Below are 23,929 nucleotides of genomic sequence, written 5' to 3'. Positions count from 1 at the left end.
CCCCTGGTCAGGCGCGTCGTTTGGGACTTAGGATGACGCGCTCCGGCCATCCTTCGCGGTCACTGCCTCACGTGGGACCGCCCGACCCCGCGCCGCGCGCAGTCCCCCCACCGGCGCAGCCACGATGGACTCCCAGACCTCACAGTCATCCCAGGCAACACCGTCACCTCATACGTTCCAGGTCGACCTGCGTGGTCTGGTGGACCTGCTGTCCCATCACCTCTATTCGAGCCCCAAGGTCTATCTGCGCGAGCTGCTGCAGAACGCCGTGGACGCGATCACCGCCCGGCGGGCCGCGGAGCCCGACGCTCCGGCGCGGGTGCGGCTGTACGCCGGAGGGGGCGCCCTGCGGATCGAGGACTCCGGCGTCGGACTCACCGAGTCGGACGTGCACGACCTCCTCGCGACGATCGGCCGCAGCTCCAAGCGGGCGGAGGGGCTCCAGGAGGCCCGCTCCGACTTCCTCGGGCAGTTCGGCATCGGGCTGCTGGCCTGCTTCGTGGTGGCCGAGCGGATCCGGGTGGTCAGCCGCAGCGCCCGTACGCCGGACGCGCCGCCCGTGGAGTGGACGGCGTGCGACGACGGGTCGTACACCGTGCGGACCCTGCCGCGGGACGCCCGCCCCGAACCCGGCACGACCGTGCACCTGACGGCGCGGGCGGGCGCCGGGGAGTGGCTCGCGCCCGCGCGCGTACTGACGCTGGCGCGGGACTTCGGCTCGCTCCTGCCGTACGACGTGCGGGTGGACGGGGAGGCGGTCACCGATCTGCCGGCGCCCTGGGACCGCCCCTACCCCTCCCCGGCCAACCGCCGGGTCGCGCTGGCCCGGCACTGCCACGAGCTGTTCGGCTTCACACCGTTGGACACGATCGACCTGTCGGTGCCGCTGGCGGGGATCCGCGGGGTGGCCCATGTGCTGCCGTCGGCGGTGAGCCCGGCGCAGCGGGCGGGGCACCGGGTGCATCTCAAGGGCATGCTGCTGACCGACCGGGCCGAACAGCTGCTGCCGGACTGGGCGTTCTTCGTGCGCTGCGTCCTGGACACCGACAGCCTGCGGCCCACCGCGTCGCGCGAGTCGCTGTACGAGGACGAGACGCTGGCCGCCGTACGGGAGGCGCTGGGCGAGCGGATCAGGTCCTGGCTGACCGGGCTCGCCGCGGGTGATCCGGAGCGGCTGGCGGCCTTCCTGTCGGTGCACTACCTGGGCGTGAAGTCGCTGGCGCGGCACGACGCGGAGATGCTGCGCACGATGCTGCCGTGGCTGCCGTTCGAGACGACCGACGGGCGGCTGTCGCTGGAGGAGTTCGCGCAGCGGCACCCGGTGGTGCACTTCACGCGCACGGTGGAGGAGTACCGGCAGGTCGCGCCCATCGCGTCCGCGCAGGGCATCGGTGTCGTCAACGGCGGTTACACCTACGACAGCGAGCTGGTCGAAGCCCTGCCGTCGGTGCGCCCGGGGACGGTGGTCGCCGAGCTCGACGCGGACACCGTGACCGCGCATCTGGACGCCGTCGATCCGGCGGAGGAGCTGGCCCTGTCGGGCTTTCTGGCGGCCGCGCGGGCGAAGCTGGACGCGCTGGGCTGCGATGTGGTGCTGCGCGCCTTCCATCCGCTGTCGGTGCCCGCGCTGCACCTGGACGACCGGTCGGCCCGGCACGAGCAGGCGCGGGCGGAGGCCGAGGCGCGGGCGGACGACCTGTGGGCGGGCATCCTCGGCTCGCTGCGCGGCGGCGCGCCCCGCGCGCGTCTGGTGCTCAACCATCTCAACCCGCTGATCCGGCGCATCAGTTCGCTGAAGGACCCGGAGCTGATCGGCACCGCGACGGAGTCGCTGTACGGGCAGGCGCTGCTGATGGCGCAGCGGCCGCTCCGGCCGGCGGACTCGGCGCTGCTGAACCGCGCGTTCATCGGCCTGCTGGAGTGGGCCACCCACGGTGAGGAGGGGCAGTGATGGGTGAGATCGCCGACTTCGACTCCCTGCGCCGGGCGATGGCGGAGAACTCCGAGCAGCCGGAGGGTCCGGCCCGCAACGCGCGCGCGGAGCAGCTGCTGGCGGCGGCCGAGAAGCTGAACGTCCCGCTCGCGGTGATCGAGGCGCTCGGGCACCAGCTGAAGGTCTACAACTACAGCTCCGAGAAGGACAAGATGTTCGTCCCGTTCGCGCGGCTGTTGCGCATGTGGGACGAACGACCGGAGGACTTCGACGAGTTCGAGACGCACTCGCTGCACTGGGTGTTCAAGTGGATGTCGGCCGGGATGCTCGACCAGCCGCATGTGCCGCTGGCGTCCATCGAGAAGTGGCTCGGCGAGATGGAGCACCGCTACCGGCTGGCCGGGCACTCCGAACGGGCGGTGCGGAGCGCCGAGTTGAGTGTGGCCGCGCATGTGGGCGATGTGGCGCGGGCCGAGCGGGCGTTCGCGGCCTGGCTGGCGGCGGACCGGGACAGCATGGCCGACTGCCACGCGTGCGAGCTGCACGGGCAGGGCTGGTGGCGTGCCGAGCGCGGACAGGACGAGGAGGCGCTGGCGCTGTGGCGGCCGGTGCTGGAGGGCGCGTACACGTGCGCGCACGAGCCGCACACGGTGCTCGCGTCGTCGCTGCTGCCGCTGCTGCGGCTGGGCCGCACGGAGGAGGCCCGCGCGAACCATCTGCGCGGCTTCCGGCTGGTACGGGCCATGGAGAGCATGCGCGGCGCGTACGCCGACCACGTGGAGTTCTGCGCGCTGTCCGGCAATGAGGCGCGCGGTCTCGAACTGCTGGCGGAGCGGCCGGCGTACTTCACGGACGACGGGCATCCGCGCAGCAAGCTGGAGTTCCTGTGCGTGGTGACGCTGCTCATGGACCGGCTGTGCGAGCTGGGACTGGACGGGCAGCGGGTGCCGGGTCCGGCCGGGCGGGCGTGGACGGCGGCCGAGCTCTCCGCGCACGCGCGCGCGGAGGCCCTGGCGCTGGCGGCCCGCTTCGACGCGCGCAACGGCACGGCGTACGTCAGCGAGCAGGCACGCGCGCGGATGGCGCAGCGTCCGCTGGTGGAGCGGCTGCCCCTGGGGGTGCGCGCGGCGCGCCCGCCGGCCGCCGCGCCGGTGCGGCCGGCTCCGGCCGCGGAGCCCGCCGGGGAACGGGATCTGGCCGCGCTGCTCGCCGAGGCCCGGGAGCTGTCCGACTCCCTGCGGCCGAACGCCATGGAGGCGTGGGCGGCCGTGGCCCGGGCCGCCGAGGGCGTCGACCTGGACGCGCGGGACCGGGCCGAGATCGCCGACCACGAGGCGATGGGGAGGGGCCCGGAGGGTGCCGAAACGTTCGAGCGGGCCGCCGGGCTGTACGAGGAGGCCGGCGACCCCGGGGAGGCCCTCGCGGCACGCGCGCGTGCGGCGTACGTGCGCGCTCTGGCGGGCGACGTCGAGGGCGCCCTCGACGCGATCGCCGGGCCGTACGACGCGGTCCTCGCCCTGTACGCCGAGGACGGCACCGGGGTGCGGCAGGCGGCGGGCGTGCTGATCGGGCGGGCGCGGATCCTGATGCGCCGGGTCAACGAGGCCGACGGGCCCGTCGGGGACGACGCCCTGACGGACGCCGAGTCGGCCGTACGGGAACTGCTCGCGCTCGTCGAGGGGCGGGCCGGGGACGACGTGCGGCTGGCCGCGCGGGTCGCCGAGGGGCACGCCATGCTGGCGGAGCTCGCGGCGCACGCCGGGGACGTGGAGCGGGGCGCGCGGCTGTTCGCGCGCGCGGCGGCGGAGTTCGTCGGGGCCGGGCTGCCCTGGTTCGCGGTCGAGTACGAGGCCCGGCTGGCGGCTCTTGCGCACCATCTCGGCGATGTCGTCGAGGCGGAGCGGGCGCTGCGGGCGGCGCTGGAGCACGGCGGGCCGTATCTGGAGCCGGTCGGACGGGCCCAGCTGAACCTTCAGCTCGCCGAGGTCGTCGGTGGCCTGGGCCGGACCGCGGAGGCCGCCGAGCACGCCCTGGAGGCGGCGCACTGGGCCGACGAGGCCGGCGAGGGCCCCACGTTCGGCGCGTGGGCCCGCCACCAGCTCGGCGGGTTCCTGGTCCGGCAGGGCCGGTGGGCGGAGGCCGCGGAGGTCCTGGAGTCGGCGCTGGCCGACGTGAGCGCCGAGACCCACGGCGACGGGGCCGTCGTACAGACGCAGTGGTGGCTGGCGGACTGTCTGAGCGAGCTCGGGGAGCACCGGGCCAGCGCCGAACGCCGGCTTCAGGCCGCGGAGATCGCCCGGCACTGGCCCGAGCAGCACGACCACGCCACGCTCGCGCATCTGGCCGCCGAGTCCCTGGGCCAGGCGGGACTGCACGCCGAGGCGGACCAGGCGTACGAGCGCGCGGGTGAGCTGTGGCGCTCCCTCGGCAACCCGCACGGCCTGGTGCGCTCCCTGCGCGCCCGCGCGTGGCTGGCGCTGCGCTCCCCCGACGGGGCGCGGGGCGCACGGGAGCTGATGGCGAGCGCGATCGGTGCGTGCGCGGACGCGCTGGGCGAGATGGAGGACGCTGACGAGGAGGCCCGGGTGCGGCTCGTCGTCGAACTCGGGCACACCCACCGCCAGTTCGGCGACCTGCTGGCCCGCTCCGCGTCGGAGGACGCCGACGACGAGTCCATCCAGGCCGGCCTGGAGGAGGCGCTGACGCAGATGGCCGAGGCGGTCGCCGTGTTCGCGCCGCTGGGCGAGGAGGCGCTGCACGCGCGCACGGGCGCGGAGCTGGCCGCCGGGTGGCTGGAGACCGACCTCGGCCGGCCCGCGCGGGCCGCGGCACGCGCGCGTGCGGTGCTGGCGGCGTACGGCGGCGAGGACGACGGAGCGGCCGAGGACGGCGAGGACGCCGACGACGACACGGTCCAGGCGCGCCGGGCGGAGGCGGAACAGCTGTTGCAGACGGCGAGGGAGCAGGAGGGGCAGGGGGCGCAGTAGGGGCGGGCAGGACGGGTCCCTGTCGGCTCGCCGTCTACTCGACGCCGATCAGGAGGAGCGCTCCCTGGCGGCCGCCCCGGTACACCACCGTGTCGACGGCGAGGTACGTCTCCCGTACCCGTGCCTCAAGGTGTTCGGCGATGCTCTCGGGCGCCTCGTCGCCGAGGACCAGGGTGACCAGTTCGCCGCCCGCCGCGAGCATGCGGTCCAGGACGGTCTCGGCGGCCGCGGTGACGTCCGCGCCGATCACCGCGACATCGCCGTCGATGAGGCCGAGGACGTCACCGGCCTGGCAGATGCCGGCCATGGTCCACGACTGGCGTTCGGCGACGGCGACCTCGGCGTAGCGGGTGGCGCCGGCCGCCGAGGTCATGGAGACGACGTCCTCGTCGAAACGGCGTTCGGGCTCGTGCACGGCGAGCGCGGCGATGCCCTGCACCGCGGAGCGCGTCGGGATGAGGGCCACGCGGATGCCCTCGGTGCGGGCCTGCTCGGCGGCCGCCGCGGCGGTGTGACGCAGTTCGGCGTCGTTGGGCAGCAGCACGACCTCGCGCGCGTGGGCCCGCCGTACGGCCTCGACGAGCTCCCCGCTGGCGGGCGGCTCCCCGGGGCGCGCGAGCACGGTGGTCGCGCCGGCCTCGGCGTACAGCCCGGCCAGGCCCTCGCCGGGCACGACGGCGACGACGGCGCGCTGGACGCGCTCCCGGGGCGGCCGCTCCCCGCGCGCGGCGTGCACGTCGTCCGCGGCGAAGTGTGTGATGCGGATCCGGTAGGGCCGCCCGGCCTCGACGCCGGCCTCCACGGCGGCGCCGGCGTCGTCGACGTGCACATGGACGTTCCACAGACCGTCGCCGCCCACCACGACGAGGGAGTCGCCCAGGGCGTCCAGCCGCCGCCGCAATCGCTCGACCGCGGCGTCCTCGGCCTCCAGCAGGTAGATCACCTCGAACGCGGGACCGCCGGCCTCCGCGCAGCCGCCCGGCACGGCCGCGGGACCGATCGCCTCCATCAGGCCCAGCGGCTCCACGCGCGCGTGCGTCGAGGAGAACGCCGGGGAACCGACCGCCGCCGCTCCCGGCACCTCCCCGGTGAACGTCTCCACCAGGGCCCCGAGGACCGCCACCAGACCGCGCCCGCCCGCGTCGACCACCCCGGACCGCTCCAGGACGGCCAGCTGGGCCGGGGTCGCGGCCAGGGCGGCGCACGCTCCCCGGTAGGCGGCCCGGGCGACGGTCCCGCAGTCGCCCTCCGCTCCCCCGGCCGCGTCGGCGGCGGCGGAGGCCACCGACAGGACCGTGCCCTCCACGGGATGGGCCACGGCCCGGCGGGCGGAGTCGGCGGCATGCCGCAGGGCGAGGCCGAGACCCCGGCCGTCGGTGTGCGGGGTCGCGTCGTCGGCGGCGAGCACCTGGGCCATGCCACGCAGCAGCTGCGCCAGGATCGTCCCGGAGTTCCCCCGTGCCCCGATCAGCGCCCCGTGCGCCATCGCCCGCACGGCATCGGCGAGCGAGGGGATCCCCACGTGAGCGTCGTGCTCGGGTGCAGCGCCCCCGCGCTCCACGCCCCCGCGATCGGCGCCCCCGCCCCGCCCCGCCCCCGTCTCGTACCCGGCGAAGACGGCCTCGACCGCCGTCGCGGCGGACTCGACCGTCAGATACAGGTTCGTGCCGGTGTCGCCGTCCGCGACCGGGTAGACGTTGATCGCGTCTATCTCCTCGCGGGCCCGGCCGAGCGCGCCGAGCGCGAGACCGCACCAGGTGCGCACCGCGAGAGCATCGAAGAATGTCTGCGGCACCTGCGCCACCTGCGCCTCCTTGAGATCCTGAACTGGACGCAGCGTAGACCCAGGGCGGGCAGGCCCCGGATCGACCATGGTAGTTTCGTTGTACGGACGCAGCCGTTGTATGCTGCTCCGGTTGCCCGATCCAGATCGGGCTCTCCCCCTGGCACCGCCACTCAGATCCTAGATCTCGATCCCGGCATGCCGGGGTTATCCGTAAGTGCATCTGAAGTCTTTGGAGTGACCCGTGGCTGCCAACTGCGACGTCTGCGGCAAGGGCCCGGGCTTCGGCAACAACATCTCGCACTCGCACCGCCGTACGTCCCGTCGCTGGAACCCCAACATCCAGCGCGTCCGTACCGTGGTCGGCGGGACGCCGAAGCGCGTGAACGCTTGCACCTCGTGCATCAAGGCCGGCAAGGTCTCGCGCTGACGATCGTCTAAGCGCGCGGCCACGCTGGTTCGCTGCACGGGAGCCGGTCCACCTCTGGTGGGCCGGCTTTCTGCTGTCTCCGGGCGGGCGCCGGTCACGCGCGCGTGCCGAGGGCCCAGCCGTGGTCCACCGGACCGATCCCCCCGCCGAGCGCGAAGCCCGCCGCGATCGCCCCGGTGACATACTCCTTGGCCGCCGTCACCGCCTCCGGCACGGACCGGCCCCGGGCGAGATGTGACGCGATCGCCGACGCGAGGGTGCAGCCCGTGCCGTGGGTGTGCCGGTTGTCGTGCCGGGGCGCGCGCAGCCAGTGCTCCTCGCTGCCGTCGGTGAGCAGGTCCACGGCGTCACCGGGCAGATGGCCGCCCTTGATCAGCACCCAGCGCGGCCCGTACGACAGCACCGCCGCCGCGGCCTCCCGCAGATCGGCCTCCTCCTCGACGCGTACGCCGGTGAGCTGCGCCACTTCGTCGAGGTTCGGCGTGGCGACCGTGGCGGCCGGCAGGAGTCGCTCGCGGACCGAGTCCAGCGCGGCGGCCGCCAGCAGGGAGTCGCCGTGCTTGGAGACGCCGACGGGGTCCACGACCGCCGGCGCGTCCGTGGCGCCGATCAACTCGGCGACGGCCTCGACGAGTTCGGCCGAGGACAGCATCCCGGTCTTCACGGCCTGGACGCCGATGTCGTCCACGACACTGCGGTACTGGGCCCGCACCGCCTCCACCGGGAGCTCCCAAGCCCCCTGCACGCCCGTCGAGTTCTGCGCGGTGACCGCGGTGATCACGCTCATGCCGTGCACACCGAGCGCGAGCATCGTCTTGAGGTCGGCCTGGATCCCGGCGCCGCCGCCGGAGTCGGAGCCCGCCACGGTGAGCACGCGGGGGATCATGACTCGATGTCGCCGAAGTGGTCCCAGCCGCCCTTGCTGGTCCACGGCGCCCCGTCGACGGTCACCTGGGGCAGCGCGGACGGGTTGAGGACCTCGCCGATCACCTTCCAGCGGGCGGGCAGCTTCACGTCCGGCGGGAAGGTCGCCACGATGGCGTGGTCCTCGCCCCCGCTGAGCACCCACTGCATGGGGTCGACGCCGACGGCCTGTCCGATGTCGTTCATCTGGGACGGGATGTCGATCGCGCCGGAGCGGATGTCGATCCGGACCTTGCTGGCCTCGGCGATGTGCCCGAGGTCGGCGATCAGTCCGTCGCTGACGTCGCACATCGCGGTCGCGCCGAGCGCGGCGGCCGCCGGGCCCGCGTGGTACGGCGGTTCGGGGCGGCGGTGGGCCTCGACGAAGGCGCGCGGCGAGCGGAAGCCCCGGGAGAGCACCGCGTACCCGGCCGCGGACCAGCCCAGCCAGCCGGTGACCGCGACGAGGTCGCCGGGCTGGGCGCCGGCCCGGGTGACGGGCTCCTGGTTGCGCAGATCGCCGAGGGCGGTGATCGACACCATGATCGAGTCGCCGCGTACGACGTCGCCGCCGACCACGGAGGCGCCCGCGACCTGGCACTCGTCGCGCAGGCCGTCCATCAGCTCGGTGGGCCAGGTCACCGGCAGTTCGGCGGGCACCACGAGCCCGAGCAGCAGCGCGGTCGGTACGGCGCCCATGGCGGCGATGTCGGCGAGGTTCTGGGCGGCGGCCTTGCGGCCCACGTCGTAGGCCGTGGACCAGTCGCGGCGGAAGTGCCGGCCCTCCAGGAGGATGTCCGTGCTGGCCACGACCCGGCGGTCGGGCGCGGCCACCACCGCGGCGTCGTCGCCGGGGCCGACCCGCACCGCCGGGGTGGTGGTGAGCCGGGAGGTGAGCTCCCTGATGAGCCCGAACTCGCCGAGCTCACCAACAGTGCCCTTCATTGCCCTTACGCCCCTTCTGTCCCAGTTCGTGCCCGGTCGCGCAGGACCAGTGTCCTCGATACGGTCGATGTGACCGTCAACTTCAGTCGTGCCTGCACTCCGGCACGTGAGCCGTGGTCCGCGCAGGTCTCCCCGCGGCGAGCGGCGACGCGATACCGTGGCGTTCCTTTTCCCCACATGATCCTCGTGGCCGCCCTGGAGGTTCCGTGGTACAGGCGTACATCCTGATCCAGACGGAGGTCGGCAAGGCGTCGACCGTCGCCGAGACGATCAGCAAGATTCCCGGTGTCGTCCAGGCAGAGGACGTGACCGGGCCCTATGACGTGATCGTGCGGGCCCAGGCCGACACGGTCGACGACCTCGGCCGACTGGTGGTCGCCAAGGTCCAGCAGGTGGACGGGATCACCCGTACCCTGACCTGCCCGGTCGTGCATCTGTAGCCCCCGTCTACCCTTGGCCGGTGACCACATCGCGCCACCGGCTTCTCGGTCTGCCCGCGCTCGCCCTGCCGCTGCTCGCCGCCGCGGGCTGCTCCTCAGGTGACGGCAGCGTCCGGGCCGCGGTTCCCGACCCGGGCGCGAACGTCACCAGGATCTGCGAGAACCTGGACAAGGAGCTGCCGTCCGAGGTCGACGGTCTCGATCACCGTGATCCCTCACCCGCGTCCGCGCTGACCGCGGGCTGGGGGAACCCGGCGATCATACTGCGCTGCGGTGTCGAGCGGCCCGAGAAGATGTCCGATCCGGAGGCCGACGGCGTCGAGGTGGACGGGGTGGGCTGGCTGCTGGAGAAGCGGGGCGACGGGTCGTTCCGGTTCACGTCGACGCTGCGGAAGGCGTACGTCGAGGTGACGATTCCCTCGAAGCGGACCGGGGACGGCCTGGCGCCGTTGGTGGATCTGGCGCCGGCCGTCAAGAAAGCGGTGCCGGAGGGAATCGCCGACTAGAGGCCGTGGGCGACGCGCTACCTGAGGCCCGTGGACCTGCGCAGTGCCGCCTGGATCAGGCGGTCCACCAGCTCGGGGTAGTCGACGCCCGTCGCCTGCCACATCTGGGGGTACATCGAGATGGGGGTGAAGCCGGGCATCGTGTTGATCTCGTTGATCACGAACTCGCCGTCCTCCGTGAGGAAGAAGTCCGCGCGGACCAGGCCCTCGCAGCTCGCCGCCTCGAAGGCGTCCACCGCGAGACGCTGGACCTCCGCCGTCTCCTCGGGGGTCAGCGGGGCCGGGACGAGACCGGGCGTGGAGTCGATGTACTTCGCCTCGAAGTCGTAGTACGCGTGCGCGTCCGGCGGCGGGATCTCCGCGGGCACCGAGGCGCGCGGGCCGTCCTCGAACTCCAGCACGCCGCACTCGATCTCGCGACCGCGCAGCGCGGCCTCGACGAGGATCTTCGGGTCGTGCCGCTGGGCCTCGGCGATGGCCTCGTCCAGGCCGGACAGGTCGTCGACCTTGGTGATGCCGATCGACGAACCCGCGCGCGCGGGCTTCACGAAGAGCGGCCAGCCGTGCTCGCCGGCGAAGTCGACGATCTTCTTGCGGGCGGCCGACTCGTCCTGCTGCCACTCGCGCGGCCGGATCACCACGTACGGGCCGACCTTGAGCCCGAAGGAGGTGAACACCCGCTTCATGTACTCCTTGTCCTGGCCGACGGCCGAGGCGAGCACGCCGGAGCCCACGTACGGGACGCCGGAGAGCTCCAGGAGGCCCTGCAGGGTGCCGTCCTCGCCGTAGGGGCCGTGGAGCACCGGGAAGACGACGTCGACCTCGCCGAGCGCCTTGGGGACCGATCCCGGCTCGCTGTAGACGACTTCGCGGTTGGCGGGGTCGACGGGGAGCACCACGCCGCCCTCGCCGTTCTCGGCCAGTTCGTCGACGCTGGGCGTGCGGCGGTCGGTGATCGCCATGCGCTCCGGCTCGTCGGCGGTGAGCGCCCACCGGCCGTCCTGGGTGATGCCGATCGGCAGGACCTCGTACCGCGTCCGGTCGATGGCCTTGAGGACGGCGCCGGCGGTGACCACGGAGATCCCGTGTTCGGAGCTGCGCCCGCCGAACACGACGGCCACCCGCGGCTTGCGGGCGGCCCGCTCGGGGCTCTGGGGGAGGTTCTCGGTGCTCATATCGCGTTGAGAGTACCCGCTGGTACTGCCCGGTCCTAGCTTCCCCCGGGGCCGTCGCTCAGCGTCGTTCGGGCTTGGCGCTGCGCGACATCAGTTCCTTGAGGGCGACCACCGGGGGCTTGCCCTCGTGCACGATGCCGACGACCGTCTCGGTGATGGGCATGTCGACACCGTGCCGGCGGGCCAGATCCAGCACGGACTCACACGACTTGACGCCCTCGGCGGTCTGCTTGGTGACCGCGATGGTCTCCTGGAGCGTCATGCCCCTGCCGAGGTTGGTGCCGAAGGTGTGGTTCCGCGACAACGGCGAGGAGCAGGTCGCCACCAGGTCGCCGAGGCCGGCGAGTCCGGAGAAGGTCAGCGGGTCGGCGCCCATGGCGAGGCCGAGCCGGGTGGTCTCCGCGAGTCCGCGGGTGATGAGCGAGCCCTTGGCGTTGTCGCCGAGGCCCATGCCGTCCGCGATGCCGACGGCGAGACCGATGACGTTCTTGACCGCGCCGCCCAGTTCGCAGCCGACCACGTCCGTGTTGGTGTACGGGCGGAAGTACGGCGTGTGGCAGGCGGCCTGGAGCCGCTGGGCGACGCTCTCGTCGGTGCACGCGACGACGGCCGCGGCCGGCATGCGGGAGGCGATCTCGCGGGCGAGGTTGGGGCCCGTGACGACGGCGATGCGGTCGTGGCCGACCTTGGCGACGTCCTCGATGACCTCGCTCATCCGCATGGCGGAGCCGAGTTCGACGCCCTTCATCAGGGAGACGAGGATCGTGTCGGGCGCCAGCAGCGGCACCCAGGCGGCGAGGTTGTCGCGCAGGGTCTGGGACGGCACCGACAGGACCGTGAAGTCGGCGCCCGCGGTGGCCTCGGCGGGATCGGTGGTGGCCCGCACGTTCGCCGGGAGCTCCACGCCGGGCAGGTAGTCGGGGTTCGTCCGGCCGGAGTTGATGGCCTCGACCACCTCCGCGCGCCGCCCCCACAGGGTGACCTCGCACCCGGCGTCGGCCAGCACCATGGCGAACGCCGTGCCCCACGAACCGGCGCTGAGGACCGCCGCCTTGACAGGCTTGCTCACTTGCCGTTCTCCCCTTCCCGGCCCGACTGCGCCTCGGTCCTGCGCCGCTGCTCGATCCGCTCGCGGCGCGGGTCGTAGGGCGTCTCGGGCGCCTTCTCGCCGCGGATCTCCTCCAGCTGGCGGGTGATCGCCGCCATGATGACCTCGGTGGCCTCCTTGAGGACCTCCGCGGTCATCTCCCTGCCGTAGAAGCGCGAGAGGTCCACGGGCGGGCCGGCGAGGACGTGGTGGGTCTTGCGCGGCAGGAGGTTCGGCTTCTTGGCGTAGGGCGGCAGCAGTTCGTTGCAGCCCCACTGGGCGACCGGGATGACGGGGCACTTGGTCTGCAGGGCGACGCGCGCGGCACCGGTCTTGGCGGTCATCGGCCAGCCGTCCGGGTCGCGGGTGAGGGTGCCCTCGGGGTAGAAGGCGACGCATTCGCCGCGCTCCACGGCGTCGATCGCGGCGCGGAAGGCGCTGAGCGCGTCGGTGGACTCGCGGTAGACGGGGATCTGCCCGGTGCCGCGCATGGCGGCGCCGACGAATCCCTTCTTGAAAAGCCCGCTCTTCGCCAGGAATCGCGGCACACGTCCGGTGTTGTACTGGTAGTGCGCGTAAGCGAAGGGGTCGATGTGGGAATTGTGGTTGACCGCGGTGATAAATCCGCCCTCGGCCGGAATGTGCTCCATTCCGCGCCAGTCCCGCTTGATCAGAGCCACCAGCGGCGGTTTGCAGATCACCGCGGCGAAGCGGTACCAGAAGCCGATTCTGCGGCGGGGCACGCGGACACCTTCCTCTAGTTCCTCTGGGCCTTCCCGGGACTCCGGTGCCTGGGGGGCCGCACAAGTGTCGCCCGGGGCCGCCGGTCTGTCGAGGACACCGTACGCCCGCCCGTCTCGCGTCACCGCCCCCGCCGGCGGCCCGGCCTCGTCCGCCGCCGCCGGGCGGGCGGTTCGGGCGGGTGACAATGGCCGCGAGGAGAGAGGGGCGGTACGCCGGTGCACTGGACCTTGGTCATACCCCTGAAGCCCTTGGCGCAGGCCAAGAGCAGGCTGGCGGACGCCGCGGGCGACACGCTGCGGCCGGGGCTCGCGCTGGCGTTCGCCCAGGACACGGTGGCGGCCGCGCTGGCCTCGCCGGCGGTGCGGGATGTGGCGGTCGTCACGGACGACGCGCTGGCCGCGCGGGAGCTCACGGCGCTGGGTGCCCGGATCGTCCCCGACGCCCCGCGCGCGGGCCTGAACGCCGCTCTGACGCACGCGGCGGCCGCCGTACGGGCTTCGCGCCCCCAAAGCCCCGTGGCGGCACTGAACGCCGATCTTCCGGCGTTGCGCCCGGCGGAATTGGCGCGGGTCCTGGACGCGGCCGCGGAATTCCCGCGCGCTTTTCTCGCGGACGCGGCGGAGATCGGTACGACGTTGTTGGCGGCGGCCCCCGGGCAGGAATTGCTGCCCGCGTTCGGGGTGGATTCCCGGGCCCGGCACCGGGCCTCGGGAGCGCGGGAACTCGATCTCGCGGCGGTGGACTCCGTGCGCCAGGACGTGGACACGGGCGGGGATCTGCGCGTGGCGCTGGCGCTCGGGGTGGGTCCCCGGACGGCCGCGGCGAGCGCGCGGCTGCTGATCGCGGGGCAGTAGGCTGCCTGTCATGCAGGCCACCGCATACACGTACGACCCCGACACCCGCAGCGGGCAGGTGCTGCTCGACGACGGCACGCCGGTGCCGTTCGACGCCCCGGCGTTCGACGCGGGCGGGCTGCGGCTGCTGCGGCCCGGGCAGCGGGTGCGGATCGAGACGGAGGGCGAGGGCGCCTCCCGCCGCGTCACTCTGGTCACTCTGCACACCTTCTGACCCGGGCGGACCCCCATCTCCCGGAAAACGCCGCGGGCCGGACTCCGTCTGGGAGTCCGGCCCGGCGTGTGAGTGCCCTGGGTGCCGTGGTGCCTCAGTCGTGCCTCAGCGAGCGGCGGTCTTCTTGGCGGTGGTCTTGCGCGCGGTCGACTTCTTGGCCGGGGCCTTCTTGGCGGTCGCCTTCTTCGCCGGGGCCTTCTTCGCCGTGGTCTTCTTGGCGGCGGCGGTGGTCTTGGCCGTCGTCGTCTTCTTGGCGGTCGCCGTGGTCTTCTTGGCGGTCGTCTTCTTCGCCGTGGTCTTCTTGGCGGCGGCCGTGGTCTTCTTGGCCGGAGCCGCCTTCTTCGCGGTGGTCTTCTTCGCGGTGGCCTTGGTGGCCTTCTTCGCGGCGGCCTTCTTGACCGTCGCGGACGCGCCGCCGGTCAGGCTGCCCTTGGGCGCCTTCTTGACGGCGACCTCGCCGCCGCGCGGGAGCTTCTTCGTGCCGCTGACCAGGTCCTTGAAGCCCTGGCCTGCGCGGAAGCGCGGAACGGAGGTCTTCTTGACCCGAACCCGCTCGCCCGTCTGGGGGTTGCGGGCGTAGCGCGCCGGGCGGTCGACCTTCTCGAACGAACCGAAGCCGGTGACCGAGACCCGGTCTCCCGCGACGGTCGCGCGGACGATGGCGTCCAGGACCGCGTCGACAGCGTCGGCGGCCTGCTGGCGGCCTCCCAGCTTGTCGGCAATCGCTTCTACGAGCTGCGCCTTGTTCACGTCTTCCCCTTCGGAGACATCGCCAGAACGAAAGTGTTCAAGCTTTTTCGCACGTTAGGCAGATATATACCGCAAATCAAACACGAAACGGGCTTATCACCCTTGTGCCGCAACCGACTCGGCCGCAGTGGCGTGTTCAGCGTTCCTCGCCGGGGACGCGCCCCTCGTCCAGGTCCGCCATGAACCGCTCCAGCCGCCTTGTCGCATCGGCGAGATCGTGCTTGGCCGCGGCCGTAATGACCAGCAGCTTCCGGGTCAGCGCCATCCGTACGCCCTCCGGGACTTGCAGTGCGCGCACTCTTGCGTGCGCTTCCTTGAGCTGGTTCGCGACCGCCGTATAGAGCTCGAGTTGGCCGTCGTGTTCCATGCACAGATTGTGCCATCTGGGGCGAGTTGTCGCCCGCCCAGGGTGCAACTGCCGCCTCGAACGGCCCTCCTGGGCCCCGCGGGGGCCCTGCCCTCAGCAGCCGCGTACCCCGGCAAACACCGCTCTAACGTGGGAAGTTGGGGAGATTCCGTGCGGTGACGGGGGCCGCGCGGGCGCGAAAACGGCCGTACCCCCGATCGGTCCGATCGGGGGTACGGCGGGAGGGTCGCGGTGGCCGAAACTCGACCCGGCGGCAGCGGATCCGGGGATCCGCCGCGCCCGGCGCTCAGACCTTGAGCGTCCGCGGCTTGTACGACGGGCGCTTCGCCTCGTAGGCGGCGATGTCGGCCTCGTTCTGGAGGGTGATGGAGATGTCGTCCAGCCCGTTCAGCAGCCGCCAGCGGGAGTTCTCGTCCAGCTCGAAGGAGGCCGTGATGCCCTTGGCGCGCACCTCGCGGGCCTGGAGGTCGACGGTGATCTCGGCCTCGGGGTCCTCCTCCGTGAGCGCCCACAGCGCGTCCACGGTCTTCTGGTCCAGAACCACTGTGAGCAGGCCGTTCTTCAGCGAGTTGCCCCGGAAGATGTCGGCGAAGCGGGAGGAGATCACGGCCTTGAAGCCGTAGTTCTGCAGCGCCCAGACGGCGTGCTCGCGGGAGGAGCCGGTGCCGAAGTCGGGGCCGGCGACCAGCACCGTGGCGCCCTGGCGCTCCGGGCGGTTGAGGATGAAGGTCTCGTCCTTGCGCCAGGCCTCGAACAGCCCGTCCTCGAAGCCGTCCCGGGTCACCTTCTTGAGCCAGTGAGCGGGGATGATCTGGTCGGTGTCGACGTTCGAGCGGCGCAGCGGGACCGCCCGGCCGGTGTGCGTGGTGAAGGCTTCCATGATTCTCAGACTCCAGCGGGCGTACGGGTCTCGGCGTCGGACAGGTCGGCCGGGGAGGCCAGGTGGCCCAGGACGGCCGTGGCGGCCGCGACCTGCGGCGACACCAGGTGCGTACGGCCGCCCTTGCCCTGCCGGCCCTCGAAGTTGCGGTTGGAGGTGGAGGCGGAGCGCTCACCCGGGGCCAGCTGGTCGGGGTTCATGCCGAGGCACATCGAGCAGCCCGCGTGCCGCCATTCGGCGCCGGCGTCCTTGAAGACCACGTCCAGGCCCTCGGAGACGGCCTGCAGACCCACGCGCGCCGAGCCGGGGACGACCAGCATCCGTACGCCGTCGGCGACTTTGCGGCCCTTGAGCAGATCGGCGGCGGCGCGCAGGTCCTCGATGCGGCCGTTGGTGCAGGAGCCTACGAAGACGGTGTCCACCTTGATGGAGCGCAGCGGCTGTCCGGCCTCCAACCCCATGTATTCCAGGGCCTTTTCGGCCGCGAGGCGCTCCGAAGCGTCTTCGTACGAAGCCGGATCGGGGACGGACGCCGAAAGCGGCGCGCCCTGGCCGGGGTTGGTGCCCCAGGTGACGAACGGCGACAGCGACGCGGCGTCGATGACGACCTCGGCGTCGAACTCGGCGTCGTCGTCCGTCTTCAGCGTCTTCCAGTACGCGACGGCGGCGTCCCAGTCCTCGCCCTCGGGGGCGTGCGGGCGGCCCTTGAGGTACGCGAAGGTGGTCTCGTCGGGGGCGATCATGCCCGCGCGGGCGCCGGCCTCGATCGACATGTTGCAGATGGTCATCCGGGCCTCCATCGAGAGCTTCTCGATGGCGGAGCCGCGGTACTCCAGGATGTAGCCCTGGCCGCCGCCGGTGCCGATCTTGGCGATGATCGCCAGGATCAGGTCCTTGGCGGTGACGCCCTCGGGCAGCTCGCCGTCGACCGTGATGGCCATGGTCTTGGGGCGGGCCAGCGGCAGCGTCTGGGTGGCCAGCACGTGCTCGACCTGCGAGGTGCCGATGCCGAACGCCAGCGCGCCGAAGGCGCCGTGCGTGGAGGTGTGCGAGTCGCCGCAGACCACGGTGGTGCCGGGCTGGGTCAGACCGAGCTGCGGGCCGACCACGTGCACGACGCCCTGCTCGACGTCGCCGAGCGGGTGCAGCCGGACGCCGAACTCCGCGCAGTTCTTGCGCAGGGTCTCCAGCTGGGCGCGGGAGACGGGGTCGGCGATGGGCTTGTCGATGTCGAGGGTCGGGGTGTTGTGGTCCTCGGTCGCGATGGTGAGGTCGAGGCGGCGCACCGGGCGACCGTTCTGCCGCAGTCCGTCGAAGGCCTGCGGGCTGGTCACCTCGTGCAGCAGGTGCAGATCGATGAAGAGGAGGTCGGGCTCGCCCTCGGCGCGCCGGACGACGTGGTCGTCCCAGACCTTCTCCGCGAGTGTCCTACCCATCGCTTTCCCTCCGGCCGGCAGAGGTGCGCCGGCCCAACTAGAGATCGTGAGGAGGCGGCGTAGCCGCGCGGCCTCCATGGCGGGGCTCCCTGTTTCCGGGGCAGCCGCCGCCGGGCCCGTTGGTCTGCGGGCCGCTGTGCATCCAAGGGTTGCGCGTCTCACGGAAAAATGAACTTGCGTTTCACAGAGTGAGACGGGAATATCGTTTCATGGACAACAGTAGCGGCGTCGGCGTTCTGGACAAGGCAGCCCTTGTCCTGGGCGCCCTGGAGTCCGGTCCGGCCACCCTCGCGGGCCTGGTCACGGCCACCGGACTTGCTCGACCCACGGCCCATCGTCTGGCCGTGGCCCTGGAACACCACCGTATGGTGGCGCGCGACATGCAGGGTCGTTTCATTCTCGGCCCCCGCCTCGCGGAGCTGGCCGCGGCCGCCGGCGAGGACCGCCTCCTCGCGACCGCCGGCCCGGTGCTCACGCACCTCCGTGACGTCACCGGCGAGAGCGCGCAGCTCTACCGGCGCCAGGGCGACATGCGCATCTGTGTCGCCGCGGCGGAACGCCTGTCCGGCCTTCGGGACACCGTCCCGGTCGGCTCGACGCTCACGATGAAGGCCGGCTCCTCGGCGCAGATCCTGATGGCCTGGGAGGAGCCCGAGCGTCTGCACCGCGGTCTCCAGGGTGCCCGCTTCACGGCGACGGCCCTGTCGGGCGTACGGCGCCGCGGCTGGGCCCAGTCCATCGGCGAGCGCGAGCCGGGCGTCGCGTCCGTCTCGGCGCCCGTGCGCGGCCCGTCGAACCGCGTGGTCGCCGCCGTCTCCGTCTCCGGACCCATCGAGCGCCTGACCCGCCACCCGGGCCGGATGCACGCCCAGGCCGTCATCGACGCGGCCGCCCGCCTCTCCGAGGCCCTGCGCCGCTCCGGCTGACCCGCGCCTCTGCTCCGGGACGTCACCGGGGAGGGCCCGCCTCAACGCCGCGGCAGGCCCTCCCCGGTCCCCCGTATCCCCCTGGTCAGTTCGCTCGCTGCCCGGCCCCGGCCGTCCGGTGGGCGAAGCGCTCCTCGGCCGAGCGCCCCCGCCGCTCCAGCGGCACCTGCCCGTACGCCCGCGCGAGCCCGAAGGCGGGCATGTCGAAGTAGATCGACTCGTACGACCCCTCGGGCACCACGTACGTCTCGTGCCACAGCCCGACGTGCCCGCGCGCCTTGCCCGCGCGCTCCTTGCGGTTGATGATCCCCCAGGCCCGGTGATGGAACATGTCCGGCGAGGCCGCGTACGCGTAGAGCCGCTCCTTGGACTCCCAGTACTGGACGACGTAGTACGTCCGCGGTGAGGCCGTCAGCATCACGCGCCCCAGCAGCCCCCGGTCATGGTTCCGCGCAAGCTCCCCCAGCATGCGGAACATCGCCATCATGACCGGCAGCCACTGGTGCACTGCCCAGAAGTGATTGACCCGCATCCCGATCAGCAGGACCACCACATCGCCCTCGGCGTCCGCGGTCGTACGTCCCCGCACCGGCTTCGCGAACATCGCGGCCCCCTGTCGTCGGATAGCGGCACTATCCTTCTGCTCGATGCTTGGATAGTGGCACTGACCAAGGAAGGGCGCAAGAGATGCGGCTGGCGGAACTCAGCGAGCGCAGTGGGGTGCCCACCGCGACGATCAAGTACTACCTGCGCGAAGGGCTGTTGACGCCGGGCCGCCAGATCAACCGGACGACCGCCGAGTACGACGAGGAGCACCTGCGCCGACTGCGGCTGGTGCGCGCGATGATCCAGGTCGGCGGGGTGCCGGTGGCCAAGGTGCGCGAGGTGCTGGGGCATGTGGACGACGACTCCCTGGGCCGCTCGATGCGCCTGGGCGCCGCACTGTGGGCGCTGCCCCAGGTGCCGGAGCCGGAGGGGGACGACGAGCATGTGCGGGCCGCCCATGAGGAGGTCGAGGCGCTCCTGGACCGGCTCGGCTGGCAGAACGCCAAGGCGCTCGCGACCATCTCCCCGGCGCACCGCTCGCTGGTGGTGGCGGTGGCCGCGTTCCGCCGGCTCGGCTATGTGTGGGGGGCCGAACAGCTCGCGCCGTACGCAGAGTTGATGCATCGGACGGCCGTGCTCGACCTGGACAACATGGAGGCGTATCCGTCGGAGGCGGAGCGGGTGGAGTTCGCGGTGCTGGGCGCGATCCTCAACGAGCCGCTGCTCCAGGCGCTGCACCGGCTGGCGCAGGAGGAGGAGTCGACGCGGCGGTACGGCTTCGCCTAGCCGGACCGGGTACGACGAAGGCCCCCCACCGAGGTGGAGGGCCTTCGTCCGATGTACCCCCGACCGGATTCGAACCGGCGCTACCGCCTTGAGAGGGCGGCGTGCTAGGCCGCTACACAACGGGGGCGTGGACACTGCGTTTCCGCAGGTCCGAGCTGGTCTACCTGGACTCGAACCAAGACTAACTGAACCAGAATCAGTCGTGCTGCCAATTACACCATAGACCAATGTGGTTTAGACCAGTCAGTACCCCCGACCGGATTCGAACCGGCGCTACCGCCTTGAGAGGGCGGCGTGCTAGGCCGCTACACAACGGGGGCCCTAGCGATCCCGAGTTGATCGAGATCAGTACCCCCGACCGGATTCGAACCGGCGCTACTGCCTTGAGAGGGCAGCGTGCTAGGCCGCTACACAACGGGGGCTTTGCAGATGAGCTCTGCGAGCTGGCCTACCTGGACTCGAACCAAGACTAACTGAACCAGAATCAGTCGTGCTGCCAATTACACCATAGGCCACTGGAACGCAAGCCCCGGAGGGGATCTTGTTCTAGTTCGCTCCCCCGGGTCCCGGCCTTTCGGCCCGCTCCCCGGCGGCGCAGAAAGAACATTACCCGAAGGTGGACGGGGCTCCAAAACGGGTATCCGCGCCGAGGATCGCGGGCAGTTCGGCGAGGGTCGCGATCCGGTGCCGTCCGGACGGGGCGGCGGGGACCTCCGCGGCTCCACAGCGGTCGATCCACACCGACAGCAGACCGGCGTCCGCGGCGCCCCGCCCGTCGATCTCCGGGTGGTCACCGACGTAGGCCACCTCGTGCGGGGGCAGGTCCAGCGCGGCGCAGGCGGCGAGGAAGGCGGCGGCCTCGGGCTTGGAGACGCCGAGCTCGGCGGCGCACAGGATCGACTCGAAGCGGTGGTGGACGCCGAGCACGCGCAGCTTGCGGTCCTGCACGGTGAGGCTGGAGTTGGAGAGCACGCCGTGCCGGTAGCCGGCCGCGAGGGCGTCGAGGACCGGCAGTACGTCGGGGAAGAGGGCCCAGGCGGCCTCGTAGTGCCCGATGTAGCGCTGGAACCAGTCGTCGGCCTCGGCGTCGGTCAGTTCGGCGCCCAGGAAGACCCGTACGCGGTCCCTGCGCTGCCCCTCGAAGCTGATCTCCCCCGCCGCGAACCGCGCCCACTGCTGATCGGTGACCTCCCGCCACCGCTCCAGGGCCCGCTCCGCGCTCTCGTACCCCTCGATCAGCCCCTCGGCGGTCAGATGGGAACGCATCCCCTCACGATCGGCGGTCGTGTAGTCGAACAGCGTGTCGTCCACGTCCCAGACCACGGCTCTGATCGTCATGGCACCGACGGTACCGCCGAACGGCCGGTCCGCCCGCGAACGGATGAGGGGCGACACCCGGGAGATCCGGGTGCCGCCCCTCACAGGCGCGGGCGCGGTCAGGCCGTCAGCTTGGCCAGGGCCGCGTCGATGCGGGTCAGGGCCTTCTCCTTGCCCAGGATCTCCAGGGACTCGAAGAGGGGCAGGCCGACCGTGCGGCCGGTGACGGCCACGCGGACCGGGGCCTGGGCCTTGCCGAGCTTGAGGCCGTGGGCCTCGCCGGCGGCCAGGACGGCCTCCTTGAGGGACTCGGGGGACGTCCAGTCGGCCGCCTCCAGCTTCTCCCTCGCCGTGCGCAGCAGGGCGTCGCTGCCCTCCTTCATCGCCTTCGCCCAGCTCGCCTCGTCGACGACCGGCTCGGCGAGGAAGAGGAAGTCGACGTTGTCGGTGATCTCCGACAGGACCCTCAGACGGGTCTGCGCGTGCGGGGCGATGAGCTGCCACTTCGCCTCGTCGAAGTCCTCCGGCGCCCAGGGGGCGAACGGGGCCTTCAGCCACGGGCGGCAGCGCTCCGTGAAGTCCTTCACATCGAGCAGCCGGATGTGGTCGCCGTTGATCGCCTCGCACTTCTTGAGGTCGAAGCGCGCCGGGTTGGGGTTGACGTCCTTGATGTCGAAGGCCGCGACCATCTCGTCGATGGAGAAGATGTCCTGGTCGGCGGAGAGCGACCAGCCCAGCAGCGAGAGGTAGTTGAGCAGACCCTCGGGCAGGAAGCCCTGCTCGCGGTAGAGGTTCAGCGACGACTGCGGGTCGCGCTTGGAGAGCTTCTTGTTGCCCTCGCCCATGACGTAGGGCAGGTGGCCGAACCGCGGGACGCTCTTGGCGACGCCCAGCTCGATCAGCGCCTTGTACAGGGCGATCTGGCGGGGGGTGGAGGAGAGCAGGTCCTCGCCGCGCAGGACGTGGGTGATCTCCATCAGGGCGTCGTCGACCGGGTTGACCAGCGTGTACAGCGGGGCGCCGTTCGCGCGGACGATGCCGTAGTCGGGCACGTTCTCCGGGGTGAAGGTGAGCTCGCCGCGGACCAGGTCCGTGAAGGTGATCGTCTCGTCGGGCATGCGGAAGCGGACGATCGGGGTGCGGCCCTGGGCCTTGTACTCGGCGACCTGCGCGTCCGTGAGGTCGCGGCAGTGGCCGTCGTAGCCGGACGGCTTGCCGGCGGCGCGGGCGGCCTCGCGGCGGGTGTCCAGCTCCTCCTGGGAGCAGTAGCAGTGGTACGCGTGGCCGGCGGCGAGGAGCTTCTGCGCGACATCGGCGTAGAGGTCCATGCGCTGCGACTGGCGGTACGGCGCGTGCGGGCCGCCGACCTCGGGGCCCTCGTCCCAGTCGAAGCCGAGCCAGCGCATCGCGTCGAGCAGCTGGTTGTACGACTCCTCGGAGTCGCGGGCCGCGTCGGTGTCCTCGATGCGGAAGACCAGCGTCCCCTGGTGGTGCCGGGCGAACGCCCAGTTGAACAGGGCGGTGCGGACCAGGCCCACATGGGGGTTACCGGTGGGCGAGGGGCAGAAACGGACGCGTACGGGGGAGCCGGGTGCGCTAGCCACGCTTGACAACCTTGTTGGTGAGAGTGCCGATGCCTTCGATGGTGACGGCGACCTCGTCGCCGACAGCCAGGGGGCCGACCCCAGCGGGGGTGCCCGTGAGGATCACGTCGCCGGGGAGCAGCGTCATGGCCTCGGTGATGTTGACGATCAGATCCTCGATGGAGTGGATCATCTCGCTCGTGCGGCCCAGTTGGCGCTGCTGGCCGTTGACGGTGAGCTGGACGGTGAGATCGCCCGCCGCGGCGAGGTCCAGGTCCGTCTCCACCCAGGGCCCGAGGGGGCACGCGGTGTCGAAGCCCTTGGCCCGCGCCCACTGCTTCTCGCGCCGCTGGACGTCGCGCGCGGTGACGTCGATCGCGCAGGTGTATCCGAAGATCACGTCCTTGACGCGCTCGCGCGGGACCTCGCGGCACATGCGGCCGATGACCACGGCCAGTTCGGCCTCGTGGTGCAGTTCGGAGGAGAAGGACGGGTACTGGATGTCGTCGCCCGGGCCGATCACCGAGGTGGACGGCTTGAGGAAGGCGAACGGGGCGTCCGGCACCTCGTTGCCGAGCTCCTTCGCGTGCTCGGCGTAGTTGCGGCCGAAGGCCACGACCTTGCTGGGCAGCACGGGCGGGAGGAGTCGGACCTTGCTCAGCGGCACCTTCGTGCCGGAGAGCTCGTGGTCCGCGAACGGGATGCCCTTGATGATGTCGAGGACGAGCTCGTCCGGCTTGTCGCCCTCGACCGCGCCGAAGGCGACGTTCCCGTCGATGGAGAACCTGGCGATGCGCACGGGTTGGTTGGCCCCTTGACTGAAGCGGCTGGAGTCTGACGCTCCAGGCTAACGCGGAAGGGCGTCCCCGGCCGGGGACGCCCTTGACATCCGTGGCGGGCCGCCGTGAACATGCGGCGGCCGCGCCGCGTACTACTGCGCGGAGGCCGTGGCGGGGAGCTCCATGAGGACGGTGCGCCGGGGGTTGGCGGTCTGGGTCGGCAGGTCGACGGAGTGCTCCGGCTGCTGCGGGATCTTCAGGGCGTCGGCGTCCTGAAGGTGGGCCAGCGTGGTGCGCCGCGGGTTGGCGATCTTGCGGAACATCGGAGTCGTCTTCACTGTTGTAGTGACCTGTTCGTCTCGGGGGTCGGCGGAAGCTTCCTTTTTGTAAAGCGTCAGGCTAAACAGCCGATTCCCCGAAGAGGGCACGGGGTGCCACCCCGACCATGTGAGTTTGCTCACGGATCGCCACTCAAACCGGTCAATTCCGGCCCGCGATTGACCCCCACAAAACGGACATCAGCCACCTGAAGCGACCATTCCGCTCCTGATCATGGCG

At 71.9% G+C, this 23,929-nt stretch carries 24 protein-coding genes and 5 tRNA genes; 9 read left to right on the top strand and 20 right to left on the bottom strand.

Annotation, left to right across the window (positions count from 1 at the left end; all coding sequences use genetic code 11):
- Positions 1-124: 124 nt before the first annotated feature.
- Positions 125-1,951, top strand: a complete 1,827-nt coding sequence (locus ACZ5NW_RS18955) for an HSP90 family protein (protein WP_468744967.1) — start codon at positions 125-127, stop codon at positions 1,949-1,951.
- Positions 1,951-4,920 (top strand): tetratricopeptide repeat protein, encoded by a 2,970-nt coding sequence (locus tag ACZ5NW_RS18950; RefSeq protein ID WP_468744966.1) that lies wholly within the window; start codon positions 1,951-1,953, stop codon positions 4,918-4,920. Before ACZ5NW_RS18955 ends, ACZ5NW_RS18950 begins: the two co-directional genes overlap by 1 nt.
- Before the next feature lie 34 nt (positions 4,921-4,954).
- Here the strand turns inward: ACZ5NW_RS18950 and ACZ5NW_RS18945 are convergent, their stop codons facing one another.
- Entirely contained in the window at positions 4,955-6,724 is a 1,770-nt protein-coding gene (locus tag ACZ5NW_RS18945) for a DAK2 domain-containing protein (RefSeq protein ID WP_468744965.1), read from the bottom strand.
- Positions 6,725-6,947: 223 nt separating this feature from the next.
- On the opposite strand from ACZ5NW_RS18945, the gene rpmB reads away from it, so the two are divergent.
- Positions 6,948-7,133, top strand: coding sequence for a 50S ribosomal protein L28 (gene rpmB / locus ACZ5NW_RS18940; RefSeq protein ID WP_003993230.1), 186 nt, complete (start codon positions 6,948-6,950; stop codon positions 7,131-7,133).
- A 94-nt stretch (positions 7,134-7,227) separates the two neighbouring features.
- Here the strand turns inward: rpmB and thiD are convergent, their stop codons facing one another.
- Complete coding sequence (gene thiD / locus ACZ5NW_RS18935) at positions 7,228-8,019, bottom strand: bifunctional hydroxymethylpyrimidine kinase/phosphomethylpyrimidine kinase (protein WP_468744964.1); 792 nt, start codon at positions 8,017-8,019, stop codon at positions 7,228-7,230.
- The gene (locus tag ACZ5NW_RS18930; RefSeq protein WP_468744963.1) at positions 8,016-8,981 is read right to left on the bottom strand and encodes a thiamine-phosphate kinase; all 966 of its coding nucleotides are present in this window, start codon (positions 8,979-8,981) and stop codon (positions 8,016-8,018) included. The genes thiD and ACZ5NW_RS18930 overlap by 4 nt, the downstream gene beginning before the upstream one ends.
- A gap of 206 nt (positions 8,982-9,187) precedes the next feature.
- Between ACZ5NW_RS18930 and ACZ5NW_RS18925 the strand changes: the two genes are divergently transcribed.
- Both ACZ5NW_RS18925 and ACZ5NW_RS18920 read left to right on the top strand, forming a co-directional pair.
- Positions 9,188-9,421 (top strand): Lrp/AsnC family transcriptional regulator, encoded by a 234-nt coding sequence (locus ACZ5NW_RS18925; RefSeq protein ID WP_013000441.1) that lies wholly within the window; start codon positions 9,188-9,190, stop codon positions 9,419-9,421.
- Between the two features lie 20 nt (positions 9,422-9,441).
- On the top strand, positions 9,442-9,927 hold the full coding sequence (locus tag ACZ5NW_RS18920) for a DUF3515 domain-containing protein (protein WP_468744962.1): 486 nt from the start codon (positions 9,442-9,444) through the stop codon (positions 9,925-9,927).
- Between the two features lie 17 nt (positions 9,928-9,944).
- Here ACZ5NW_RS18920 and ACZ5NW_RS18915 read toward each other — a convergent pair whose 3' ends face one another.
- The 3 genes from ACZ5NW_RS18915 to ACZ5NW_RS18905 are packed head-to-tail and all read right to left on the bottom strand — an operon-like array spanning position 9,945 to position 12,932.
- Positions 9,945-11,102, bottom strand: a complete 1,158-nt coding sequence (locus ACZ5NW_RS18915) for a D-alanine--D-alanine ligase family protein (RefSeq protein ID WP_468744961.1) — start codon at positions 11,100-11,102, stop codon at positions 9,945-9,947.
- 58 nt (positions 11,103-11,160) lie between these two features.
- On the bottom strand, positions 11,161-12,171 hold the full coding sequence (locus tag ACZ5NW_RS18910) for an NAD(P)H-dependent glycerol-3-phosphate dehydrogenase (RefSeq protein ID WP_468744960.1): 1,011 nt from the start codon (positions 12,169-12,171) through the stop codon (positions 11,161-11,163).
- Positions 12,168-12,932 carry a lysophospholipid acyltransferase family protein gene (locus tag ACZ5NW_RS18905; RefSeq protein ID WP_468744959.1) on the bottom strand — a complete coding sequence of 255 codons (765 nt, stop codon included), beginning with the start codon at positions 12,930-12,932 and terminating at the stop codon, positions 12,168-12,170. The genes ACZ5NW_RS18910 and ACZ5NW_RS18905 overlap by 4 nt, the downstream gene beginning before the upstream one ends.
- 216 nt (positions 12,933-13,148) lie before the next feature.
- Between ACZ5NW_RS18905 and cofC the strand changes: the two genes are divergently transcribed.
- Positions 13,149-13,787, top strand: coding sequence for a 2-phospho-L-lactate guanylyltransferase (gene cofC, locus ACZ5NW_RS18900; protein WP_468744958.1), 639 nt, complete (start codon positions 13,149-13,151; stop codon positions 13,785-13,787).
- 10 nt (positions 13,788-13,797) lie between these two features.
- Entirely contained in the window at positions 13,798-14,001 is a 204-nt protein-coding gene (locus ACZ5NW_RS18895; protein ID WP_468744957.1) for a hypothetical protein, read from the top strand.
- Positions 14,002-14,106: 105 nt separating this feature from the next.
- On the opposite strand, the gene ACZ5NW_RS18890 is transcribed toward ACZ5NW_RS18895, so the two are convergent.
- The 4 genes from ACZ5NW_RS18890 to leuC form a co-directional block, all read right to left on the bottom strand.
- Positions 14,107-14,751, bottom strand: a complete 645-nt coding sequence (locus ACZ5NW_RS18890) for an HU family DNA-binding protein (protein ID WP_468744956.1) — start codon at positions 14,749-14,751, stop codon at positions 14,107-14,109.
- A gap of 136 nt (positions 14,752-14,887) precedes the next feature.
- Positions 14,888-15,118, bottom strand: coding sequence for an SCO5555 family protein (locus ACZ5NW_RS18885; protein ID WP_468744955.1), 231 nt, complete (start codon positions 15,116-15,118; stop codon positions 14,888-14,890).
- A gap of 286 nt (positions 15,119-15,404) precedes the next feature.
- Positions 15,405-15,998 (bottom strand): 3-isopropylmalate dehydratase small subunit, encoded by a 594-nt coding sequence (gene leuD, locus ACZ5NW_RS18880; RefSeq protein ID WP_468744954.1) that lies wholly within the window; start codon positions 15,996-15,998, stop codon positions 15,405-15,407.
- A gap of 5 nt (positions 15,999-16,003) precedes the next feature.
- Positions 16,004-17,434 (bottom strand): 3-isopropylmalate dehydratase large subunit, encoded by a 1,431-nt coding sequence (gene leuC, locus ACZ5NW_RS18875; protein WP_468744953.1) that lies wholly within the window; start codon positions 17,432-17,434, stop codon positions 16,004-16,006.
- A 209-nt stretch (positions 17,435-17,643) separates the two neighbouring features.
- Here leuC and ndgR point away from each other — a divergent pair, with 209 nt between their 5' ends.
- Complete coding sequence (ndgR, locus tag ACZ5NW_RS18870) at positions 17,644-18,360, top strand: IclR family transcriptional regulator NdgR (RefSeq protein WP_468744952.1); 717 nt, start codon at positions 17,644-17,646, stop codon at positions 18,358-18,360.
- Positions 18,361-18,445: 85 nt separating this feature from the next.
- Here the strand turns inward: ndgR and ACZ5NW_RS18865 are convergent, their stop codons facing one another.
- A complete protein-coding gene (locus tag ACZ5NW_RS18865; RefSeq protein ID WP_468744951.1) occupies positions 18,446-18,964 on the bottom strand; it encodes a DUF4188 domain-containing protein in 519 nt (172 codons plus the stop codon).
- An 83-nt stretch (positions 18,965-19,047) separates the two neighbouring features.
- On the opposite strand from ACZ5NW_RS18865, the gene ACZ5NW_RS18860 reads away from it, so the two are divergent.
- On the top strand, positions 19,048-19,692 hold the full coding sequence (locus tag ACZ5NW_RS18860) for a MerR family transcriptional regulator (RefSeq protein WP_468744950.1): 645 nt from the start codon (positions 19,048-19,050) through the stop codon (positions 19,690-19,692).
- Positions 19,693-19,746: 54 nt separating this feature from the next.
- Here the strand turns inward: ACZ5NW_RS18860 and ACZ5NW_RS18855 are convergent.
- From ACZ5NW_RS18855 to ACZ5NW_RS18815, 9 genes are all read right to left on the bottom strand, one after another.
- Positions 19,747-19,819 (bottom strand) — tRNA-Glu (locus ACZ5NW_RS18855).
- A 28-nt stretch (positions 19,820-19,847) separates the two neighbouring features.
- Positions 19,848-19,919, bottom strand: a tRNA-Gln gene (locus tag ACZ5NW_RS18850).
- A 20-nt stretch (positions 19,920-19,939) separates the two neighbouring features.
- Positions 19,940-20,012, bottom strand: a tRNA-Glu gene (locus ACZ5NW_RS18845).
- A gap of 29 nt (positions 20,013-20,041) precedes the next feature.
- Positions 20,042-20,114 (bottom strand) — tRNA-Glu (locus ACZ5NW_RS18840).
- A gap of 21 nt (positions 20,115-20,135) precedes the next feature.
- A tRNA-Gln gene (locus ACZ5NW_RS18835) sits at positions 20,136-20,207 on the bottom strand.
- Between the two features lie 91 nt (positions 20,208-20,298).
- Entirely contained in the window at positions 20,299-21,030 is a 732-nt protein-coding gene (locus tag ACZ5NW_RS18830) for an HAD family hydrolase (RefSeq protein ID WP_468744949.1), read from the bottom strand.
- A gap of 98 nt (positions 21,031-21,128) precedes the next feature.
- Complete coding sequence (gene gltX / locus ACZ5NW_RS18825) at positions 21,129-22,613, bottom strand: glutamate--tRNA ligase (RefSeq protein ID WP_468744948.1); 1,485 nt, start codon at positions 22,611-22,613, stop codon at positions 21,129-21,131.
- A complete protein-coding gene (locus ACZ5NW_RS18820) occupies positions 22,606-23,391 on the bottom strand; it encodes a fumarylacetoacetate hydrolase family protein (protein WP_468744947.1) in 786 nt (261 codons plus the stop codon). Before ACZ5NW_RS18820 ends, gltX begins: the two co-directional genes overlap by 8 nt.
- Positions 23,392-23,523: 132 nt before the next feature.
- Entirely contained in the window at positions 23,524-23,709 is a 186-nt protein-coding gene (locus ACZ5NW_RS18815) for a hypothetical protein (RefSeq protein WP_468744946.1), read from the bottom strand.
- Positions 23,710-23,929 lie beyond the last annotated feature (220 nt).

The sequence above is a fragment of the Streptomyces sp. NPDC032126 genome (assembly GCF_055580085.1).
This window is presented reverse-complemented; position numbering and strand designations above follow the sequence as displayed.